Origin of the sequence: Amycolatopsis nivea (genome assembly GCF_004522235.1) — a bacterium.
GTDB classification, from domain to species: domain Bacteria; phylum Actinomycetota; class Actinomycetes; order Mycobacteriales; family Pseudonocardiaceae; genus Amycolatopsis; species Amycolatopsis nivea.
In genome coordinates, this window is sequence record NZ_SDLT01000003.1 from 111,734 (window position 1) to 128,895 (window position 17,162).

Annotated in this window: 15 protein-coding genes; 9 read left to right on the plus strand and 6 right to left on the minus strand. The window is 66.8% G+C overall.

The features are described 5' to 3' along the window. Positions 1-34: 34 nt before the first annotated feature. Positions 35-1,459 carry a short-chain fatty acyl-CoA regulator family protein gene (locus EIZ44_RS04555; RefSeq protein ID WP_037811830.1) on the minus strand — a complete coding sequence of 475 codons (1,425 nt, stop codon included), beginning with the start codon at positions 1,457-1,459 and terminating at the stop codon, positions 35-37. A gap of 229 nt (positions 1,460-1,688) precedes the next feature. Between EIZ44_RS04555 and aceA the strand changes: the two genes are divergently transcribed. From aceA to EIZ44_RS04585, 6 genes are all read left to right on the plus strand, one after another. Further along, entirely contained in the window at positions 1,689-2,978 is a 1,290-nt protein-coding gene (gene aceA / locus EIZ44_RS04560; RefSeq protein WP_037811829.1) for an isocitrate lyase, read from the plus strand. Positions 2,979-3,048: 70 nt separating this feature from the next. Continuing rightward, on the plus strand, positions 3,049-4,653 hold the full coding sequence (gene aceB, locus EIZ44_RS04565) for a malate synthase A (RefSeq protein WP_134727820.1): 1,605 nt from the start codon (positions 3,049-3,051) through the stop codon (positions 4,651-4,653). A gap of 843 nt (positions 4,654-5,496) precedes the next feature. Further along, a complete protein-coding gene (locus EIZ44_RS04570) occupies positions 5,497-5,814 on the plus strand; it encodes a DMT family transporter (RefSeq protein ID WP_037811827.1) in 318 nt (105 codons plus the stop codon). 34 nt (positions 5,815-5,848) lie between these two features. Beyond that, complete coding sequence (locus tag EIZ44_RS04575) at positions 5,849-6,253, plus strand: DMT family transporter (RefSeq protein WP_051728875.1); 405 nt, start codon at positions 5,849-5,851, stop codon at positions 6,251-6,253. 132 nt (positions 6,254-6,385) lie between these two features. Further along, on the plus strand, positions 6,386-7,177 hold the full coding sequence (locus EIZ44_RS04580; RefSeq protein ID WP_134665622.1) for an alpha/beta fold hydrolase: 792 nt from the start codon (positions 6,386-6,388) through the stop codon (positions 7,175-7,177). Between the two features lie 201 nt (positions 7,178-7,378). Then, positions 7,379-7,840 carry a MarR family winged helix-turn-helix transcriptional regulator gene (locus EIZ44_RS04585; RefSeq protein WP_134665620.1) on the plus strand — a complete coding sequence of 154 codons (462 nt, stop codon included), beginning with the start codon at positions 7,379-7,381 and terminating at the stop codon, positions 7,838-7,840. A 68-nt stretch (positions 7,841-7,908) separates the two neighbouring features. On the opposite strand, the gene EIZ44_RS04590 is transcribed toward EIZ44_RS04585, so the two are convergent. Beyond that, on the minus strand, positions 7,909-9,162 hold the full coding sequence (locus tag EIZ44_RS04590; protein WP_037811824.1) for a glycosyltransferase family 4 protein: 1,254 nt from the start codon (positions 9,160-9,162) through the stop codon (positions 7,909-7,911). 528 nt (positions 9,163-9,690) lie between these two features. On the opposite strand from EIZ44_RS04590, the gene EIZ44_RS04595 reads away from it, so the two are divergent. Next, entirely contained in the window at positions 9,691-11,505 is a 1,815-nt protein-coding gene (locus EIZ44_RS04595) for a glycoside hydrolase family 2 protein (protein ID WP_134727821.1), read from the plus strand. Between the two features lie 500 nt (positions 11,506-12,005). On the opposite strand, the gene EIZ44_RS04600 is transcribed toward EIZ44_RS04595, so the two are convergent. Genes EIZ44_RS04600 through EIZ44_RS04610 form a run of 3 tightly spaced genes read right to left on the minus strand, consistent with a single transcriptional unit; the run spans position 12,006 to position 14,814 of the window. Continuing rightward, positions 12,006-12,497: a glutathione peroxidase gene (locus EIZ44_RS04600; RefSeq protein ID WP_037811822.1), complete on the minus strand. Its 492-nt coding sequence runs from the start codon at positions 12,495-12,497 to the stop codon at positions 12,006-12,008. A gap of 17 nt (positions 12,498-12,514) precedes the next feature. After that, complete coding sequence (locus EIZ44_RS04605) at positions 12,515-14,044, minus strand: 1,4-alpha-glucan branching protein domain-containing protein (RefSeq protein ID WP_037811821.1); 1,530 nt, start codon at positions 14,042-14,044, stop codon at positions 12,515-12,517. Beyond that, entirely contained in the window at positions 14,041-14,814 is a 774-nt protein-coding gene (locus EIZ44_RS04610; RefSeq protein WP_037811820.1) for a class I SAM-dependent methyltransferase, read from the minus strand. Before EIZ44_RS04610 ends, EIZ44_RS04605 begins: the two co-directional genes overlap by 4 nt. A gap of 53 nt (positions 14,815-14,867) precedes the next feature. On the opposite strand from EIZ44_RS04610, the gene EIZ44_RS04615 reads away from it, so the two are divergent. Next, positions 14,868-15,299: a hypothetical protein gene (locus EIZ44_RS04615; protein WP_037811819.1), complete on the plus strand. Its 432-nt coding sequence runs from the start codon at positions 14,868-14,870 to the stop codon at positions 15,297-15,299. Here the strand turns inward: EIZ44_RS04615 and EIZ44_RS04620 are convergent. Beyond that, a complete protein-coding gene (locus EIZ44_RS04620; protein WP_037811818.1) occupies positions 15,277-16,116 on the minus strand; it encodes a DegV family protein in 840 nt (279 codons plus the stop codon). The two genes, EIZ44_RS04615 and EIZ44_RS04620, sit on opposite strands and share 23 nt — an antisense overlap. A 243-nt stretch (positions 16,117-16,359) precedes the next feature. Between EIZ44_RS04620 and EIZ44_RS04625 the strand changes: the two genes are divergently transcribed. Continuing rightward, the gene (locus EIZ44_RS04625; protein WP_037811817.1) at positions 16,360-17,145 is read left to right on the plus strand and encodes an electron transfer flavoprotein subunit beta/FixA family protein; all 786 of its coding nucleotides are present in this window, start codon (positions 16,360-16,362) and stop codon (positions 17,143-17,145) included. Positions 17,146-17,162 lie beyond the last annotated feature (17 nt).

A 17,162-nucleotide genomic window follows, 5' to 3' on the forward strand; every position in this document is an offset into this window, starting at 1 on the left:
AACACGTCCGGGGCACTCAGGTCACTGGCCGCGTTCATGTCTTCGGCACCGCCGGGTACGGGACGAAGGTGCTGGTGTTTTCGTCCACCGTGAGCGGTTTGCCGATCGCCGGAAACGCGCGTTGCGAACAAGCCGGCCGGTCGCACACCTTGCATCCCATGCCGATCGGCGTCGCGGCGGCGGGTTCGTCCAGGTCAAGGCCGGTCGAGTAGATCAACCGGCCGGCGTGTCGCAGCTCGCAGCCGAGGCCGACGGTGAACGTCTTGCCCGGGCTGCCGTACCCGCCGATATTGCGCGACACCGTCCGCGCGACCCAGAAGTACCGCTTGCCGTCCGGCAGCGCCGCGATCTGCGTGAGGATCTTGCCCGGCGAGGTGAAGGCCTCGTAGATGTTCCACAACGGGCAAGCGCCGCCGACGCGCGAGAAGTGGAAACCCGCCGCTGACTGGCGTTTCGACATGTTCCCGGCCCGGTCGACGCGCACGAACGAGAACGGCACGCCGCGCTGTTTTGGCCGCTGAAGAGTCGACAGCCGGTGGCACGTCGTCTCGAATCCGACGCCGAAGTGGTCGCAAAGGCGCTCGATGTCATACCGGAACTCCTCGGCCGCGGCCAGGAACGGGCTGTACGGCAGGATCAGCGCGCCCGCGAAGTAGTTAGCCAGGCCGACGCGCGCGAGCGTCCGCGCGGCCGGGCCGGAAAACGCCCACGAATCGGCGAGTTCGGTGATCAGATCGTCGTATTCCAGCAACGCGATCTGGGACGCCATCCGGAACGCCTGCTGTCCGACCCGGAGGCTCGGGGCCAGCCGCAACACCCGCGTCGCCGGCTCGTACCGATGCTGTTCACCTGCGGATTCGTTGATGCCCTCGTTCGTCACGTCGACGCCGTAGCGCTGCCACAGCCGTTCCTTGAGCGACCCCAGCACCGACCCGCGCCGCAGCGGGATCTGCGCGGCCATCCGCTCGGCCCGCTCGTCCAGTTCGGCGACGTAGTTCTCCCGCTCGTAGAAGAAGTCGCGGACCTCCTCGTGCGGCAGCGGCGCGGCGGCGCTCCCGTGCAGGCCGAGGCCGTTTTCCGTGGTCAGCGCGGCCGTGCTCTCGACCGCGTTCCGGTAGCTGCGATGCAGTTTCACCAGCGCCTGGGCGATGGACGGCAAGTTGCTGGCCAGGTCGTTCAGTTCGCTCGTGGTCGCTTCGACGCCGACAGCCTCGTCGAGCAGCGCTTCCTTCACATCGGCGACGAGCCGCGAGGTGTCGTTGTTGGCGAAAAACTCCGTGTCGACGCCGAATGCCTGCGTGATCCGCAGTAGCACCGGCACGGTCAGCGGGCGCGAGTTGTGCTCGATCTGATTGAGGTAACTGGGTGAGATCTCGAGCACACGGGCGAGATCCGCCTGGCTCATCGACCGGCTTTCGCGCAGATGCCGCAGCCGCGCCCCGGCGAAAGTTTTGTCCATGAGTGCTCCGTCCGGCCGGAAGGTTTCCGGGCCTGAACGATTACGTGAACGATCAAGCCCGCGAATTTTCGGTGTGGTTGCGAACAGCAGATTCGCAACCTTTGCAACATGCTAGGCAATCTTCACAGAAATTGGCAAATTGGAGCAGTAGACCGAGTTTTCCCGCTCGTGTCAGGGTCGTGACCAGGCAAGGCGAGCAATCGCAAACTTCGCAACACGGGAGAGTCCGATGACCGAGCAGGCCAATCAGCTCGAGCAGGCGGCGGCCGAGCTGGCCGAGCAGTGGAAGACCGACCCCCGCTGGGCGGGTGTCCAGCGGACCTACTCCGCCGCCGACGTGGTGAAGCTTCGCGGTTCTGTCGTCGAAGAGCACACCCTGGCCCGCCGCGGCGCCGAGAAGCTGTGGGAGCTGCTGCACAGCGAGGACTACGTCCACGCGCTGGGCGCGCTCACCGGCAACCAGGCCGTGCAGCAGGTGCGCGCCGGCCTGAAGGCCATCTACCTGTCCGGCTGGCAGGTCGCCGCCGACGCCAACCTCGCCGGCCAGACCTACCCGGACCAGAGCCTCTACCCGGCCAACTCGGTCCCGGCCGTCGTCCGCCGCATCAACAACGCGCTGGGCCGCGCCGACCAGATCAACTGGGCCGAGGGCAACGGCGACATCGACTGGTTCGCCCCGATCGTCGCCGACGCGGAAGCCGGCTTCGGCGGTCCGCTGAACGCGTTCGAGCTGATGAAGGGCATGATCGCGGCCGGTGCCGCGGGCGTGCACTGGGAAGACCAGCTCGCGTCCGAGAAGAAGTGCGGCCACCTCGGCGGCAAGGTCCTCATCCCGACCAAGCAGCACGAGCGCACCCTGAACGCCGCCCGTCTCGCCGCCGACGTGCTGAACGTGCCGTCCCTGGTCGTCGCCCGCACCGACGCCCAGGCCGCGACCCTGCTGACCAGCGACGTCGACGAGCGCGACCGCAAGTACCTCACCGGCGGCCGCACCTCCGAGGGCTTCTACGAGGTCAACAACGGCATCGAGCCGTGCATCGACCGCGGCCTGGCCTACGCGCAGTACGCCGACCTGCTGTGGATGGAGACCTCCACGCCGGACCTCGAGGTCGCCCGCAAGTACGCCGAGGCGATCAAGGCGCAGTACCCGGACCAGATGCTGGCCTACAACTGCTCGCCGTCGTTCAACTGGAAGAAGCACCTCGACGACGACACCATCGCGCGGTTCCAGCGCGAGCTCGGCGCCATGGGCTACAAGTTCCAGTTCATCACGCTGGCCGGTTTCCACGCGCTGAACTACTCGATGTTCGACCTGGCGCACGGCTACGCCCGCAACGGCATGAGCGCCTACGTCGACCTGCAGGAGCGCGAGTTCGCTTCGGAGGAGCGCGGCTACACCGCGACGAAGCACCAGCGCGAGGTCGGCACCGGCTGGTTCGACCTGGTGTCCACCGCGCTGAACCCGGAGAGCTCGACCACCGCGCTCAAGGGTTCGACCGAAGAAGACCAGTTCCACTGACGCACCCCGCGGGCCGGCGATTCCGGTCGCCGGCCCGCCCCTTCCCTTTCCCCCTTCGCGGAGGTACGAGATGGCTGACACGTTGAACACCCGCATCGAGGTCACCGGGCCCGCCGATGGCCGCTTCGCCGAGATCCTCACCCCGGCAGCACTGGACTTCGTAGCCAAACTCGACAACACCTTCGCCGGACGCCGCCGCGAACTCCTCGACGAGCGCCGCCGCCGTCGCGAGCGGCTGCAGTCGGGGGAGGAGCAGCTGGACTTCCTGCCCGAAACGCGGGCGATCCGGTCGGACGAGAGCTGGCACATCGCCCCCGTCGCGCCCGGTCTGGAGGACCGCCGCGTCGAGATCACCGGCCCGACCGACCGGAAGATGACGGTCAACGCGCTCAACTCCGGCGCGAAGGTGTGGCTGGCGGACTTCGAGGACGCGACGTCGCCGACCTGGCACAACGTCGTCGACGGCCAGCTCAACCTGTTCGACGCCATCCGCCGCAACATCGACTTCACCACCGAGGCCGGCAAGCGCTACACGATCGGCGACGACCCGGCGACGATCGTCGCCCGCCCCCGCGGCTGGCACCTGGTCGAGAAGCACATCCGCATCGACGGCCGCCCGGTTTCGGCGAGCCTCGTGGACTTCGGCCTGTACTTCTTCCACAACGCCCGGCAGCTTTTGGCGCGCGGCAGCGGCCCGTACTTCTACCTGCCGAAGCTGGAAAGCCACCAGGAAGCGCGCCTGTGGAACGACGTGTTCCTGCTGGCGCAGAAGGAACTCGGCATCCCGCGCGGCACCATCCGCGTGACCGTGCTGATCGAGACGATCACCGCGGCCTTCGAGATGGACGAGATCCTCTACGAACTCCGCGAGCACGCGGCCGGCCTGAACGCCGGACGGTGGGACTACATCTTCAGCGTCATCAAGAACTTCTCCGCGCACGGCGCCGACTTCGTGCTGCCGGACCGTGCCCAGGTGACGATGACGGTCCCCTTCATGCGCGCCTACACCGAACTGCTCGTCAGCACCTGCCACCGCCGCGGGGCCCACGCGATCGGCGGGATGGCCGCGTTCATCCCGAGCAAGGACCCGGTCACCAACGAGAACGCGCTCGAGAAGGTCCGCCAGGACAAGGAACGCGAGGCCGGCGACGGCTTCGACGGCTCCTGGGTCGCGCACCCCGGCCTGGTCCCGGTGTGCCGCGAGGTGTTCGACCAGGTGCTCGGCGGCTGGCCGAACCAGCTCGGCAAGCTGCGTGAAGACGTGACTGTCGACGCTTCGGACCTGCTCGACGTCGCGAGCGCCGGCGGCGAGGTCACCGAAGCGGGCGTGCGGGCGAACATCAATGTCGCCCTCCGCTACATCGACTCCTGGCTGCGAGGCACCGGCGCCGCGGCGATCCACGACCTCATGGAGGACGCCGCGACGGCGGAGATCGCGCGGTGCCAGGTGTGGCAGTGGATCCGCAACGGCACGAAGCTCGAGGACGGCACGGCGCTGACCCACGAGCTGGCCGTCGAATTCCTGGACGACGAACTGACGAAGGTCCGCACGGACCTCGGCTCGTCGGCCCGCCTCGACGACGCCCGCGCGATCTTCACCGAGACCGCCCTCGGCGAGAAGCTGCCGAGCTTCCTCACGACTGTCGCCTACGCCCGCTACCTGACCGAGCGGTGACAGGCTCCGGTCGCCAGTGACCTGACCACCGGCGACCGGTTACCCAGCACCACATTTTGGGATGGTGCAGGGGACGGGTCCGGTGGCGGAGGCTCCCCGCCACCGGACCCGGGTCTTTCCGGACCCGCGCTCCTTCGCTGTTGAGCGGCGAGGGGCGCGGGTTTTCGGCTTCGCGGGTTTTCGATGCTTCGGGCTTGGCCGTGGCTTGGCTTCTCGCTCACTTCCGCACGCACGCTGCCCGAACCCCGGGTGCTGTTCGGGTCGGCGGTGTCGTGGCCGCTCAGTGGCGAACCCCGCGTACGCCCCAGGTCGCGCTTGATCTCGCCTCTCGTCGCGGATCAAGCCGATCACCGCTGCCAGTTCGACCACGTACCCAGTTCGGACCCGCGCTCCAGCCCCGACGCCCGATGTCGCCGAGTCCCTGACACGCCCGCGCCGGATGGATCTCGCCCGCTCTCTTCAGCCGGTCTCCAGCCCCTTGGCTGCGCTCAGCCATCGCGCTCCCCGAACGGCCTACCCCGCTGAGATCCTGGCTCCTCGCCCGGTCCGGCTGGTAACGCGAACGAGCTGCGACCAACTACCCGACTCCGACGTCTCCGCGGCCGAACCACCGTTGCCGCTCAATGGCGAATGCCTGGTAGACGCCCATTTCAAGCCTTCGATCGCCCTCCTGGCCACGACGGCTCCCTTCCGCGGCAGGCACCCGAAGCCGCGCCGCTCACCTGCCGAACACCCCTTGCCTATTTGATTCGACATACATATATTGCACATGTAACTACCTGGGGGAGCGTCGCCGGCGAGGGTGCCGGGCAGCTTCCGATCTGACTCGCATCCGGAGAAACCATGCATTGGCTTTACCTCGGCATCGCTGTGCTCTTCGAGATCGCCTTCGCGCTCGGAGCCAACGCCACGGACGGGTTCACCAAGCTGTGGCCGTCGGTGTTCACGCTGGTCATGGCAGCCGGCGGCATCTTCTTCCTCAGCCGGGCCCTGCTGACCCTCGACGTCGGCGTCGGCTATGCGATCTGGACCGGTCTCGGCTCGGTGGGCATCGTGCTGCTGGGCGCGCTGATCTTCAAAGAGAAGCTCAACTGGCGCAAGCTCATCGGCTTCGGCCTGGTGATCTGCGGCATCATCGGTCTCCAGTTGACCGGTGCCTGACGCTCCTCTTCCCGCTCCCGAAAGGATTTCCGCCGTGTCCGTTCAGCCCGAAGCAGCACCAGCCATCACACCGGAGAGTACGCAGACTAATCGCCGAGCATGGGGCATCCTTCTCTTCGCCGGAGTCTGCGAAATCGCGTTCGCCGTCAGCACGGACGGCAGCCGAGGCTTCACCAACCTGCCGTGGTCGATCGCCACGGTGATTACGGCCGCCGCAACGATTTTCACGCTCAGCCTGGCCTTGCGCACCATCGATGTCGGCGTCGGTTACGCGGTCTGGACGGGTATCGGCGCGAGCGGTGCCGCGATCTTCGGCGCGATCATCTTCGGCGAAAGTCTGGGACCGCTGCGCATCCTGTTCCTGGCAGTGATCATCACCGGCGTCATCTGCCTCAAACTCGCCGGCGGATCAACCGATTCGGCGAAGGCCGACGACTGACCGTATCCAGCCCGACGTCCCGCCAAATCCGCCAAGTGGCGGCGAATCTGCTTAGCTCTGGCGGCGGGCGCCGTGAGCACGTTTTCGTCACTACGCTGCACCATTGCTTGCGACGAACCTGGAGGCCAGCCAATGCCGATGGCGACCGTCAACGACCGCCCGATCTTCTTCGCCGACACCGGGGGAGACGGACCGGTCTTGCTCCTGGGACACGGCTACTTCCTGGACCACTCAACGTTCTCGCCGCAAGCAGCGGTGCTCGCGCCCACGTGGCGCCTGATCACCTGGGACGCCCGCGGCCACGGGCAAACCCCGGATAACGACCCCGGCACCTCATACACCTATTGGGACCAAGCCCGAGACGCGCTCGGCCTGCTCGACCACCTGGGCATCGAACGCGCCGTCGCAGGCGGACTGTCCCAAGGCGGATTCACCGCGCTACGAATCGCTTTGCTGGCACCCGAACGGGTCGCAGGCCTGGTGCTCTGGGACACCGAAGCAACACCGTGCGACCCAGCCGACAAAGCAGCCTACGGCGGCATGTTCGCCGCATTGCGCGAATACGGACCAATCGATGACCTCATCATACCGTTGTCGACACAGCTGCTCGGAGAATCCGACCTGCGTGACGAGTTGCGCGCACGATGGCGAGCCACCTCCGCACTGCCGCTAGGCCCGGCCGCGCAGTGTCTGCTGGAACGAGACGACGTCTCGGGCCGCCTGAACGAAATCACCTGCCCGACGTTGCTGATGTGGGGCGAGCAAGACGTTTCCCTTCCGCACGACCGCATGGACCTGCTGAGCGAACGCCTCCCGAACGCCGGAGAGGTGCACGTAATCCGCGGCGCGGCCCACACCCCAACCCTGACTCATCCAGAGCAGGTCAACCCGTTGCTGCAACAGTTCCTGCAGACGCTGGCCTGACCGGTACCACCGAGCGGCCGAGAGTGCTCGCGCAGCTAGAAAACCCGAATTCTCCCACCTCCCAGCGCCATGCAGACCACCGCGATCTCCGGACACGAGAGACTTGACGAACGCACAATTGCATGCACGCACATGTGCTATACAAGAGGCCTCGGCGTCACTTCTCGACGCTGGACAAGGCTTTCCGGAGAGGTCGTTCGCGTGACCACCACACCTTCCCCTGGCCGCAAGCAGGCCGGGGCGAAACTCACCACCCTCGGCGCGATGTGGCCCCGCATGATGGCCCTTCGCAGCCGCATCGACCATGAGGTCGAGCAAGCCTTGCAACGGCAGCTCCACCTGGGCTTCTCGGAATTCGTCGCCCTGATGTCGCTGGCCGATCGCCCCGACGGTGAACTCCGCATGCAGGAGCTCGCGGACGCGACATCACTCAACCAGAGCTCCGCGACCCGCCTGGTGGGCCGGCTCGAGCGGACCGGTCTGACCGAACGACGTCTCTGCGAATACGACCGCCGAGGCGTCTACACCGGAATCACCGACGCCGGACGAGCCACGTTGCGCAAGGCTGTCCCGGTCTACGAAGCAGCCTTGGCGAACGCTTTCGACCGCGTGGCAGCGGACCCCGACTACCGCGACCTAATCGCCGCCGTCGACCCCCGCTGAAAGCGCTCTGACCAGGTATTCGCCACTGAACGGCGAATCTCGCCGACCACCTTCGACCAGCGCTGAACTTACACCTCGAACGCGTTGCCAGTAGCGATCTTCGGCCGTCCCAACTCTACCGGTTCGCCGACCCGAGCCCGCCGATAAACCTCGACGGTCGCCTCAGCGATCCGCCCCCAGTCGAAGTCCGCGCCCAGCCGGGCCTGCGCCGCACGCGCGCGCCGGGTCGCGGCTGGAACGTCGCTCAAGACAGTCGTCACGGATGAGGCAAGACCCGCGACGTCACCTGGCGCGAAGGCCAAGCCGGTCTCCCCGTCGATGACAACCTCGCCGAGCCCGCCCGCGGTCGACGCCACCAACGGCGCTTTCGCGGCAGCAGCCTCCAGCGCGACGATCCCGAACGGCTCATACCGGCTCGGCAGCACGACCGCGTCGGCCGCGGCGAGGAGAGCGCGCAGGTCACGGTCGGAAAGATGACCGACGAAGTCCACTGCCCGGCGAATCCGCAGCTTTCGAGCCTGCGCGACGAGTTCGTCGTGATGTCGCCCTTTACCGGCGACGACCACCCGAGTCCCTGGGAACCGCCGGCGGATCCGCGGCAGCGCGGCCAGCAGGTCTTGCACGCCCTTTTCCCACTCAAGCCGACCGAAGAACAGCAGGAACGGAGCCCCGTCCGGGCTGTGCTGCTCCCGCATCCGCGCGACCTCGCTGGACGATACGCGCCAGCTGCGCCCCTCGATGCCGTTGTGGATCACCGCGACGTCAGCAGGGTCGATCTCGAAGAGGTGCGCGACCTCCTTGCGCATGGCCTGCGAACAGGTGATCACCGCGTCGGCGCGGTTGGCCAGCCACCATTCGACCGAATGCACCTGCTGGTTGAGCGGATGCGACAGCCACCCCGAATGCCGGCCCGCTTCGGTCGCGTGGATCGTCCCGACGAGCGGCACCCGGGCAGCCTCGGCGACCGCGATCGCCGGATGCGTGACCAGCCAGTCGTGGGCATGGACGACGTCGGGTTGCCACGTGCGGAGCAAATCCTGCGCTGCCCGGATCATGGCGTGGCCCATGGCGAGCGTCCACGCGACGAGATCCCGCTCGAAAGTCAGGTGCATCGGATCCTCGGCCACGCGGACGACCCGGACCCCCTCGATGACCCGATCGCTGCGCGGATGAGTCGAGGCGTCGGTGCCCGCGGTGTGCCGGCAGAGGACGACGACGTCGTGGCCCTGCTGCGCGAGGTGCCTTGCCAGCGCGTGAACGTGCCGGGCCAGGCCGCCGATGACCACCGGCGGGTACTCCCAGGACAACATCAGCACGCGCATGGCCCGAGGTTACTCGCCAGTCGCTTACCCCGGGGCGGCCGTCCGAACGACCGGCGGAAAGCCTCGCCTTCTGCTGGCGAAAAAGTGCCTGAGCAGGCAAGAACCAGCTGGTCAGAGCGTTTCGCCAAAAAGCGGCAACAGGTCCGCACAGCCGCTCCGACGGCTCGCGACCACCGCATCCCCGCAGCTCAGCACCGCGCCGCGGTCCGCAGGGAGCACTAGGCCGAAACACAGGTTCCAGCTACAGCCACCCGCCGCGACGAGTAACCCTCACGCGCCGCGGCACACCTACTGCGCTCGCGGGCGCAGCGTGCTGGCGAGCTGCTGACCAGCGATTAGCCACTCAGTGGCGAGGAGGTTGTCGACGGCATCTCCACCGTCTCGCCTGCGGAACGGCCATCAAGGACCAGTTGCCAGCCAGCGACCACCGACAGCCGACATGACCGTCGAGCAGGACCTGGGTCGTCGGTTGCCGGGCGGCGCCCAAGCCATGCCGCGGAACGCGATTCTCTGCCACCATAACCAGTGATGACTCCAACAGAGCCCGAATGGCAGCGAGCGGATTCGCCACTGACCACCCCGTGGACCGATCGAGTCGACCCGGCCGCGGTGCTTCCCGAGTACCCGCGTCCCCAGCTCCGCCGACCGGAATGGCTGAGCCTCAACGGCGTCTGGGAGTACGCAGGATGGCCCGCTTCGCCCGCGGAGCCGCGCCCGGTCGGGTACAGCGAGCGCATCCTGGTTCCCTTCGCGCCGGAATCGGCGCTCTCCGGAATCGGCCGACGCGACGAAGTGCTCTGGTACCGACGGTTGTTCGAGGTTCCGCAAAGCTGGCGCGGGCGACGGGTGTTGCTGCATTTCGGTGCAGTCGACCAGAAAGCCGAGGTTCGGGTCAACAACCAGACGGTGGTCACCCATGAGGGCGGGTACACGTCGTTCTCCGCGGACATCACAGACGCGCTCCGTGCATCGGGACCGCAGGAAATTACCGTTCGCGCAGAGGACCGTACGGATATCGAGCCGTACCCGATCGGCAAGCAGCGCAACGAACCTGGCGGTATCTGCTACACCCCGACGTCGGGAATCTGGCAGACCGTCTGGGTCGAGCCGGTGCCGGACGAGCGCATTTCCTCCCTTGAGATCACCTCGGACTTGTCTGGTGTCTCAGTGTTCCCGCAGGTCACCGGTGGCGCTCAAGTGGAGCTGATCGTTTCGCCGCCAAACGGCGACGAGGCAGTACGCGTTCGGAGCACCGCTGGCGCGCGGCCGCGAGCCAACCTTCCGGAACCGCGTCCGTGGTCTCCTGACGATCCGTTTCTCTACGACATCACCGTCCGTCTTCTCGATGCGCACGGTGATGTATTGGACGAAGTCGCCAGTTATTGCGGCCTGCGAACGGTAGAAATCGTCCCGGATGTCGACGGACAGCCACGGATCGCTGTGAACGGCCGGATCACCTTCCTGCACGGACCACTCGACCAGGGCTACTGGCCGGACGGCGGTTACACCGCGCCGACAGACGAGGCGCTCCGGTTCGATCTGGAGAAGACGACGGAACTCGGGTTCAACCTGGTCCGCAAGCACGTCAAGGTCGAACCCGCGCGCTGGTACTACTGGGCGGACCGGCTGGGTTTGGCGGTCTGGCAGGACATGCCGTCACTGGTCGTCTCGTTCGCCGGACCGCCCGGGCACGCGCCGGATCCGCTGCCCGAAGGACAACAACGGTTCGAGGCCGAACTGCGGGAAATGGTCGCGCAGCTGAGCAACGTCACGTCGATCGTCGCCTGGGTGCCGTTCAACGAAGGCTGGGGAGAATTCGACACTGCCCGGATTGCCGCGCTCGTAAAGGAACTCGACCCGACTCGGCTGGTGATCGCCAACAGCGGCGTGAACTGCTGTTTCTCTCGCCCCGACACTGGTGCTGGCGACATCTACGACGACCACACCTACGTCGGGCCAGGGGAGCCGCACGAGGGGGACCATCGCGCCCTGGTGGACGGTGAATACGGCGGCCTGGGCTTGGTGCTCGACGACCACATTTGGCCAGGTCCGCCCAACGCCTACGAAATGACGGCGGATTCCACGCATCTCACTCGCCGGTACGCGGAGGTGAGTGAACGCCTCGAACGGTTGGTTTCCGATCTGGGGTTGTCCGGCGCGATCTATACTCAGACCACTGATGTAGAGAACGAAGTGAACGGCCTCCTCACCTACGACCGCCGAGTGGAAAAGCTCGACTTCACCGACGCCGCGAACCACAACCGAGCGGTGATCGCGCGTGGTTCGTATCCCGACGTGAAGACCGCGGCCGAACTGGCTGGCGAGGCTTCGGACAGCCGTTGACCTGCAATTCGCCGTTGAGCGGCAACGCGAGACAGGCAGCCCTGCACTGGGCTGCGGCCTGGGGGACGAACCAGGCCGACTTGCGATTCGCCGCTCACTGGCGACGAACTGGCCAACGGTGTTTCGAAGCTGCCAGGGTTTCGTCCAGTTCGGACATGGCGGGTCACCGTCCACCGTGCTGTGCCGACGTCACTGCCGAATTAGCCTTTGAACGGCGACGGCATCCTCGGTCGTGGCACCGGCCTGACGTTGTGGTGCGCGGTGACGTCCACTCGTGGCGACTTATGGCGCTGGTCGTCAGTCGCCGATAAGTGGCGACACCACCGCGGACAAGCAGAGGTGAGGAACGCCGGATCTTTCGCCACTGAGCGGCAACGGCAGCAAACGGCTAGCGCTGTCTCCTTGGGAAGCCAGCCGCCTCGGCGTTTGCCAGCAGTTGCCGAAAAACGGCAAATGCCCTCCGGCCGCGATGAACGCTGGCCGGAGAGCAGGACCGGAGCTCAAGCAGGCAGCGCCGCTTCGATCGCCGCGACGATCGTCTCGTCTTCGGGCTCCGTGCGCGGCCGGAAGCGACCGAGCACCTTGCCGTCCGGGCTGATCAGGAACTTCTCGAAGTTCCACTGCACGTCACCGGCTTCGCCGTCCGCGTCGGGAGTTTCCGTGATGCTCGCGTAGAGCGGGTGCCGGTCTTCGCCGTTGACGTCGACCTTTTCGAACAGCGGGAAAGACACACCGTACGTGGTGGAGCAGAACGTCTGGATCTCCTCCGCCGTGCCTGGCTCCTGACCGGCGAACTGGTTGCAGGGGAACCCGACGACCGAGAAGCCCTTGTCGCCGTAGCGTTCTTGCAGGCGTTCCAGGCCGGTGTACTGCGGCGTCAACCCGCACTTCGACGCCACATTCACCACGAGCAGCGTCTTGCCGGCCAGCGGTCCGCCAAGAGTGGCGTCTTCGCCAGACAGAGTCTTGAGGGGCAGGTCGCGGATTCCCATGGAGTTCCTTTCGATCGTCATGCGCGAGGACGCCGCAGGGTGCGCGCGTCCAGATGTCCGAACGGGCCGTCGGCCCGGCGGTATTCCTCGGCCAGGGCGAGCGCGCGAGAGCGATCTCCGCTGCGCAGCAACCCTGCCAAGGCGTCGAACCGCTCGGTGTGCACACGAGCGCGCCGGCGGGCGTAGTCGGCGGCGGAGTCTTTGGTGACCATGAACGCCCAGTCGCTGGACAGTGCCATCATCGCCTCGGCGACGGCCTGATCGGCAACGGCGTCGCGAGTGGTCCCATCCTGCTTATCGACCAGGTCGAGCAGGCGGGCCTGCAGTGCGGTGTTGTCCTGCACCATGTCCGCGACCTGCTCGCCGTCCCATACACGCCAGTCCTTGCCGGAACCCCATGAGGATGCGGGCAGCTGGACCGGTTCGCCTAGGTGGCCAGCCTCGAGCGCGCCGCGCAACGTGGTCACCCGGACGCCTGCTTCGGGCAGTGCGCGCAGGATTCCTTCGAGCCACGCGGGCCCTTCGTGCCACCAATGTCCGAAGAGTTCCGTGTCGTATGCCGCAACCACTAGCGACTCGCGGCCATGTTGCTCGCGGAGAGACCTCAACCGCGCGACGACTGTCTCGACGAAATCCTTGACGTGCGAACCTAGAACGTCTGCGGCGAGCGCAGGATCGTATGGAGCTTTGTCTTGTGGCTCAACGGTTTTTCCGGTGACGCGCGACGCCTTCAGTCCGACTTCATGTGCCCAGGTGTGGAAATCCCGATACGCGGCATGGCCTGGATAGCCGGCTTTCGGCGACCAAACCCGGTAGGTGACTTCGAGATCGCGGCCGAAGCAGACGACGTCGGAGTCTCCGACGGGATGCGCGGCCGAAGTGTCACCATGGAGTGAAGGGCCGTCGACAAGGAAGCGTCGCACACCGGCATCGTGATAATCTTGTTCCATCCCCGGTGCGTAACCACATTCAGGTGCCCAAATACCTTCTTGTGCGCGGCCGATGCGCAGCGCAGTGTCCTCGAGCCCGGCCTGGAGAGCGAACCGTCGCACTCGCTGATCCAGGAGCGGCTGGAACGGATGCGCCAGCGGCCCGCCGAGCAGTTCGATCGTGTCACTGTCCACAAGCGACCGAAGGACGGGCGAGAAACCGTGCCGCCAGCGCGTTTCCAGCTCTTCGGTGGCGTGCATCGCGGCCTGGTGCTCGGCGGCGGCCAGGTCGCGCAGCAATGGATCGCCGTGCCAGAGCGTCGATGCGTGCTGCGTGCGCAGCTGCCAATGGCCGATCCAGTCGTGGCAGGCGCGGATGGCGTACGGATCGTCGAGCTGTGCGGCGAGAACCGGCGTCATGCCGAGTGTCAGGACGTCGCGTCGCCCCTCAGCGGCGAATCGGCGCAGCAGGTCGACGACCGGCAGGTACGAATGTGTCCACGCCTGGTACAGCCACTCCTCGCCGACCGGCCAGCTGCCATGGTGCGGCAGCCATGGCAGGTGGCTGTGCAGGACGAGGCAGAACGTGCCTTCGTGGGCGGGATTCCGGGCGCTCACGGGCGCACCGCCACGGCCACCAGGTCGAGGCTCGCGTCCAGGTCGTCACTGTGGACGGCGAAATCGTCGGCCCGGATCGCTGCGACGTCCGCGAGGAGGTCGGCGGGCCAGGCGGCCTGCCCGGGGAGCGAACCCATGACGACGTCTAGTTGGGCGTCGATGATCGAGCCGCCGTAACGGGTTTCCATGGTGCGCAGGGATTCCGCATGGTGCAGCCCGTTCAGCGCCGCCACGGTGAACCCGGCTGCGCGCAGCAAGTCGTCCATTTCGGACGGTGCCAGTTCGCGCGTGTGGAACGGGTTGAGCGGGGTGTCGCTGTCCGGCGTGAAAGTTAGTCGGTTCGGGGTCGTGACCAGCAGTTTTCCGCCCGGGCGCAGGACCCGGAAGCATTCGGCGAGGAAACCGTCCTGGTCCCAGAGGTGCTCGATCACCTGGAAGTTCGCCACCACGTCGACCGCGCCGTCCTGCAACGGGAGGTACGCCAGGTTCGCGCGCGCGACGTCGACACTTGGGTACCGGCGTGCAACGTGCTCGGTGGTCGGTACGTCGTAGTCCAGTGCGAGCACTCGCCGGGCATGCTGGGCGATGAGCCCGGCGCCGTAGCCCTCGCCGCAGCCGGCTTCGAGCACCGTCGCGTCGGTGCAGTGGGGGAGGAGGGCGAGGTACGCGGCTTCATGGCGGCGGAACCAGTAATTTTCCTCGGGGATGCCGGGGACGGTCCGTTCGCCGGTGAGGTGCAGTGCCTCGGCCCGGGTGGCTGCGTTGGTCACCTGCGCGACCCTAGCGCCTGTCACGTTTCGCGCAGCCGTCTCGTTCCAGCGGTATGCAACGGACGATCACGCGCATCCTCCTGATCCTGCTCGGTCTCTACACCCTGGTGCAGGGGCTGTGGCCGCTGCTCGACCCGATGGGGTTTTACCAGGACTTTCCCGGTTTCCGGCATGGCTGGGTCTCCATGGACGGGCCCTACAACGAGCACTTCATCATCGATTTCGGCGGCCTCAGCCTGGCGCTCGGCGCGATGCTGGTGGGCGCTGCCGTGATGGGCACCACAGCTGTCGCGAGGCTGGTGGCGATCGCGGCGTTGCTGTTCGCCGTCCCGCACCTCGTCTACCACGCGGGTCACGTCGGGCACTATCCGCAGCTCGACCAGGTGCTCATCATTGGCGGGCTCGCGGTGACGGTCCTGCTGCCGCTCGTGGTGCTTGTGGTCCCGGGGCGGCGAATCGAGATCAGTTCGACGGCGACACCGTGATGCTGAGCGCACCCGGGCCGACGTGAGCGCCGATCACGGTGCTTGCGTCGCCCACCACGATCTCGCCCGCGCCCGGCACGCGTTCCCGCAGCCGCCGGACGATCTCGTTCTCGTCAGAGCCGAACCGGGTCACCGCGAGGTCCACCGGCTGGTTGCCCGCGGCCTTCACCGCCAGGTCGACGAGCCGGTTCATCGCTCGTTTAGTGCCGGGAACGCGGGCGAGCGGACTCACTTCTCCATTGCGGACGGTGAGCAGCGGCTTGATCGCGAACGCACTTCCGAGCATCGACTGGGCGGCACCGATCCGTCCTGACCGCCGCAGGTACTCGAGCGTGTCGACATAGATCAGTTCGGTCGAGTTGCGCACTCGTCGTTCCGCGGCGTCCAATACCCGTTCGAGCTGCCCGCCGGCCCCGGCGACCCGGGCGGCGGACACGGCTGCGTAGCCGAGACTCATGCTCGCCGTCCCGCTGTCGAGGATGTGCACCGGAATGCGGACCTGCTGGGCGGCTTCGCGGGCGGCCTCGACGGTCTGCGAAAGCCGTCCGGAGATGTGCAGGCTCACGATGGCGGACGCGCCGGCGGAGGCCGCGTCCTGGTAGCTCCAGAAGAACGCGCCCGGATCCGGCGGCGAAGTCGTGACGGCCGCGCCGGATTTCATCGTCTGGATGAGCTCGCTCCGGTCGAAGCGGTGCTCGTCGTCCGTCTGGTCGCCGACATGCAGCTGGACCTGGACGACACTGATTCGCCACTGAGCGGCGAGTTGCTCGGGCAGGCACGAGGTCGAGTCGGTGACTACGGCGATGTGCGCGGACATGGTGCCGGAGCGTAACCCCTAACGGCCTACTGCGAGTAAGTGACCGTTGCTCCGATCGGGCGAGCGGCGCGCTGGAAGGGCTAACCGGCCAACTACTGGGACGATGGTCCCATTAGATTGCTCATCCAGGTGAATGCCGTCACCTCGAGGGGTCCGGCCGCGGAATTGCCCCTAATCTACCGCTCAGTAGAGCACTGTCCCGCGGCCGAGAGCCGGCCCCAACCGGGAGGTCGAAGAAGACCCATGACGAACATCGTTGTCCTGGTCAAGCAGGTACCGGACACCTACTCGGAGCGGAAGCTCTCCGGTTCCGACAACACCCTTGACCGCGAATCCGCCGACGCCGTGCTCGACGAGATCAACGAGAAGGCCGTCGAAGAGGCCCTCAAGATCAAGGAAGCCGGCGAGGGCGAAGTCACCGTGATCTCGGTCGGCCCGGACCGCGCGACCGACGCGATCCGCAAGGCGCTCTCCATGGGCGCCGACAAGGCCATCCACGTCTCCGACGAGGCGCTGCACGGCTCCGACGCGATCGCCACCGCGAAGGTCATCGCCGCCGCCGTCGGCAAGGTCGAGGGCTTCGACCTGATCCTGGCCGGCAACGAGGCGTCCGACGGCCGCGGCGCTGCCGTGCCCGCGATCCTCGCCGAGCTGCTCGGCGTGCCGCAGCTGACCTACGTGCGTCAGCTGACCGTCGAGGGCTCCGCCGTGAAGGCCGACCGCGAGACCGAAGACGGCATCACCCACCTCGAGGCGAACCTGCCGGCGCTGGTGAGCGTGAGCGAGAAGATCAACGAGCCGCGCTACCCGTCGTTCAAGGGCATCATGGCCGCGAAGAAGAAGCCGGTCGAGACGCTGACCATCGCCGACCTGGGCATCGACGCGGGCGAGGTCGGCCTCGCCAACGCGTGGTCGACGGTCGTCGAGGCCTCGCCGAAGCCGCCGCGCACTGCGGGCGAGAAGGTCGAGGACGAGGGCGACGGCGGCTCGAAGGTCGCTGAGTACCTGGTCGCGCAGAAGCTCATCTGAGACACGGTTTCGAGGAG

Coding starts and splice junctions, on each gene's coding strand:
- EIZ44_RS04555 (WP_037811830.1), bottom strand. CDS start 1,459: ATGGACAAAACTTTCGCCGGGGCGCGGCTGCGGCATCTGCGCGAAAGC.
- aceA (WP_037811829.1), top strand. CDS start 1,689: ATGACCGAGCAGGCCAATCAGCTCGAGCAGGCGGCGGCCGAGCTGGCC.
- aceB (WP_134727820.1), top strand. CDS start 3,049: ATGGCTGACACGTTGAACACCCGCATCGAGGTCACCGGGCCCGCCGAT.
- EIZ44_RS04570 (WP_037811827.1), top strand. CDS start 5,497: ATGCATTGGCTTTACCTCGGCATCGCTGTGCTCTTCGAGATCGCCTTC.
- EIZ44_RS04580 (WP_134665622.1), top strand. CDS start 6,386: ATGCCGATGGCGACCGTCAACGACCGCCCGATCTTCTTCGCCGACACC.
- EIZ44_RS04590 (WP_037811824.1), bottom strand. CDS start 9,162: ATGCGCGTGCTGATGTTGTCCTGGGAGTACCCGCCGGTGGTCATCGGC.
- EIZ44_RS04595 (WP_134727821.1), top strand. CDS start 9,691: ATGACTCCAACAGAGCCCGAATGGCAGCGAGCGGATTCGCCACTGACC.
- EIZ44_RS04600 (WP_037811822.1), bottom strand. CDS start 12,497: ATGGGAATCCGCGACCTGCCCCTCAAGACTCTGTCTGGCGAAGACGCC.
- EIZ44_RS04615 (WP_037811819.1), top strand. CDS start 14,868: ATGCAACGGACGATCACGCGCATCCTCCTGATCCTGCTCGGTCTCTAC.
- EIZ44_RS04620 (WP_037811818.1), bottom strand. CDS start 16,116: ATGTCCGCGCACATCGCCGTAGTCACCGACTCGACCTCGTGCCTGCCC.
- EIZ44_RS04625 (WP_037811817.1), top strand. CDS start 16,360: ATGACGAACATCGTTGTCCTGGTCAAGCAGGTACCGGACACCTACTCG.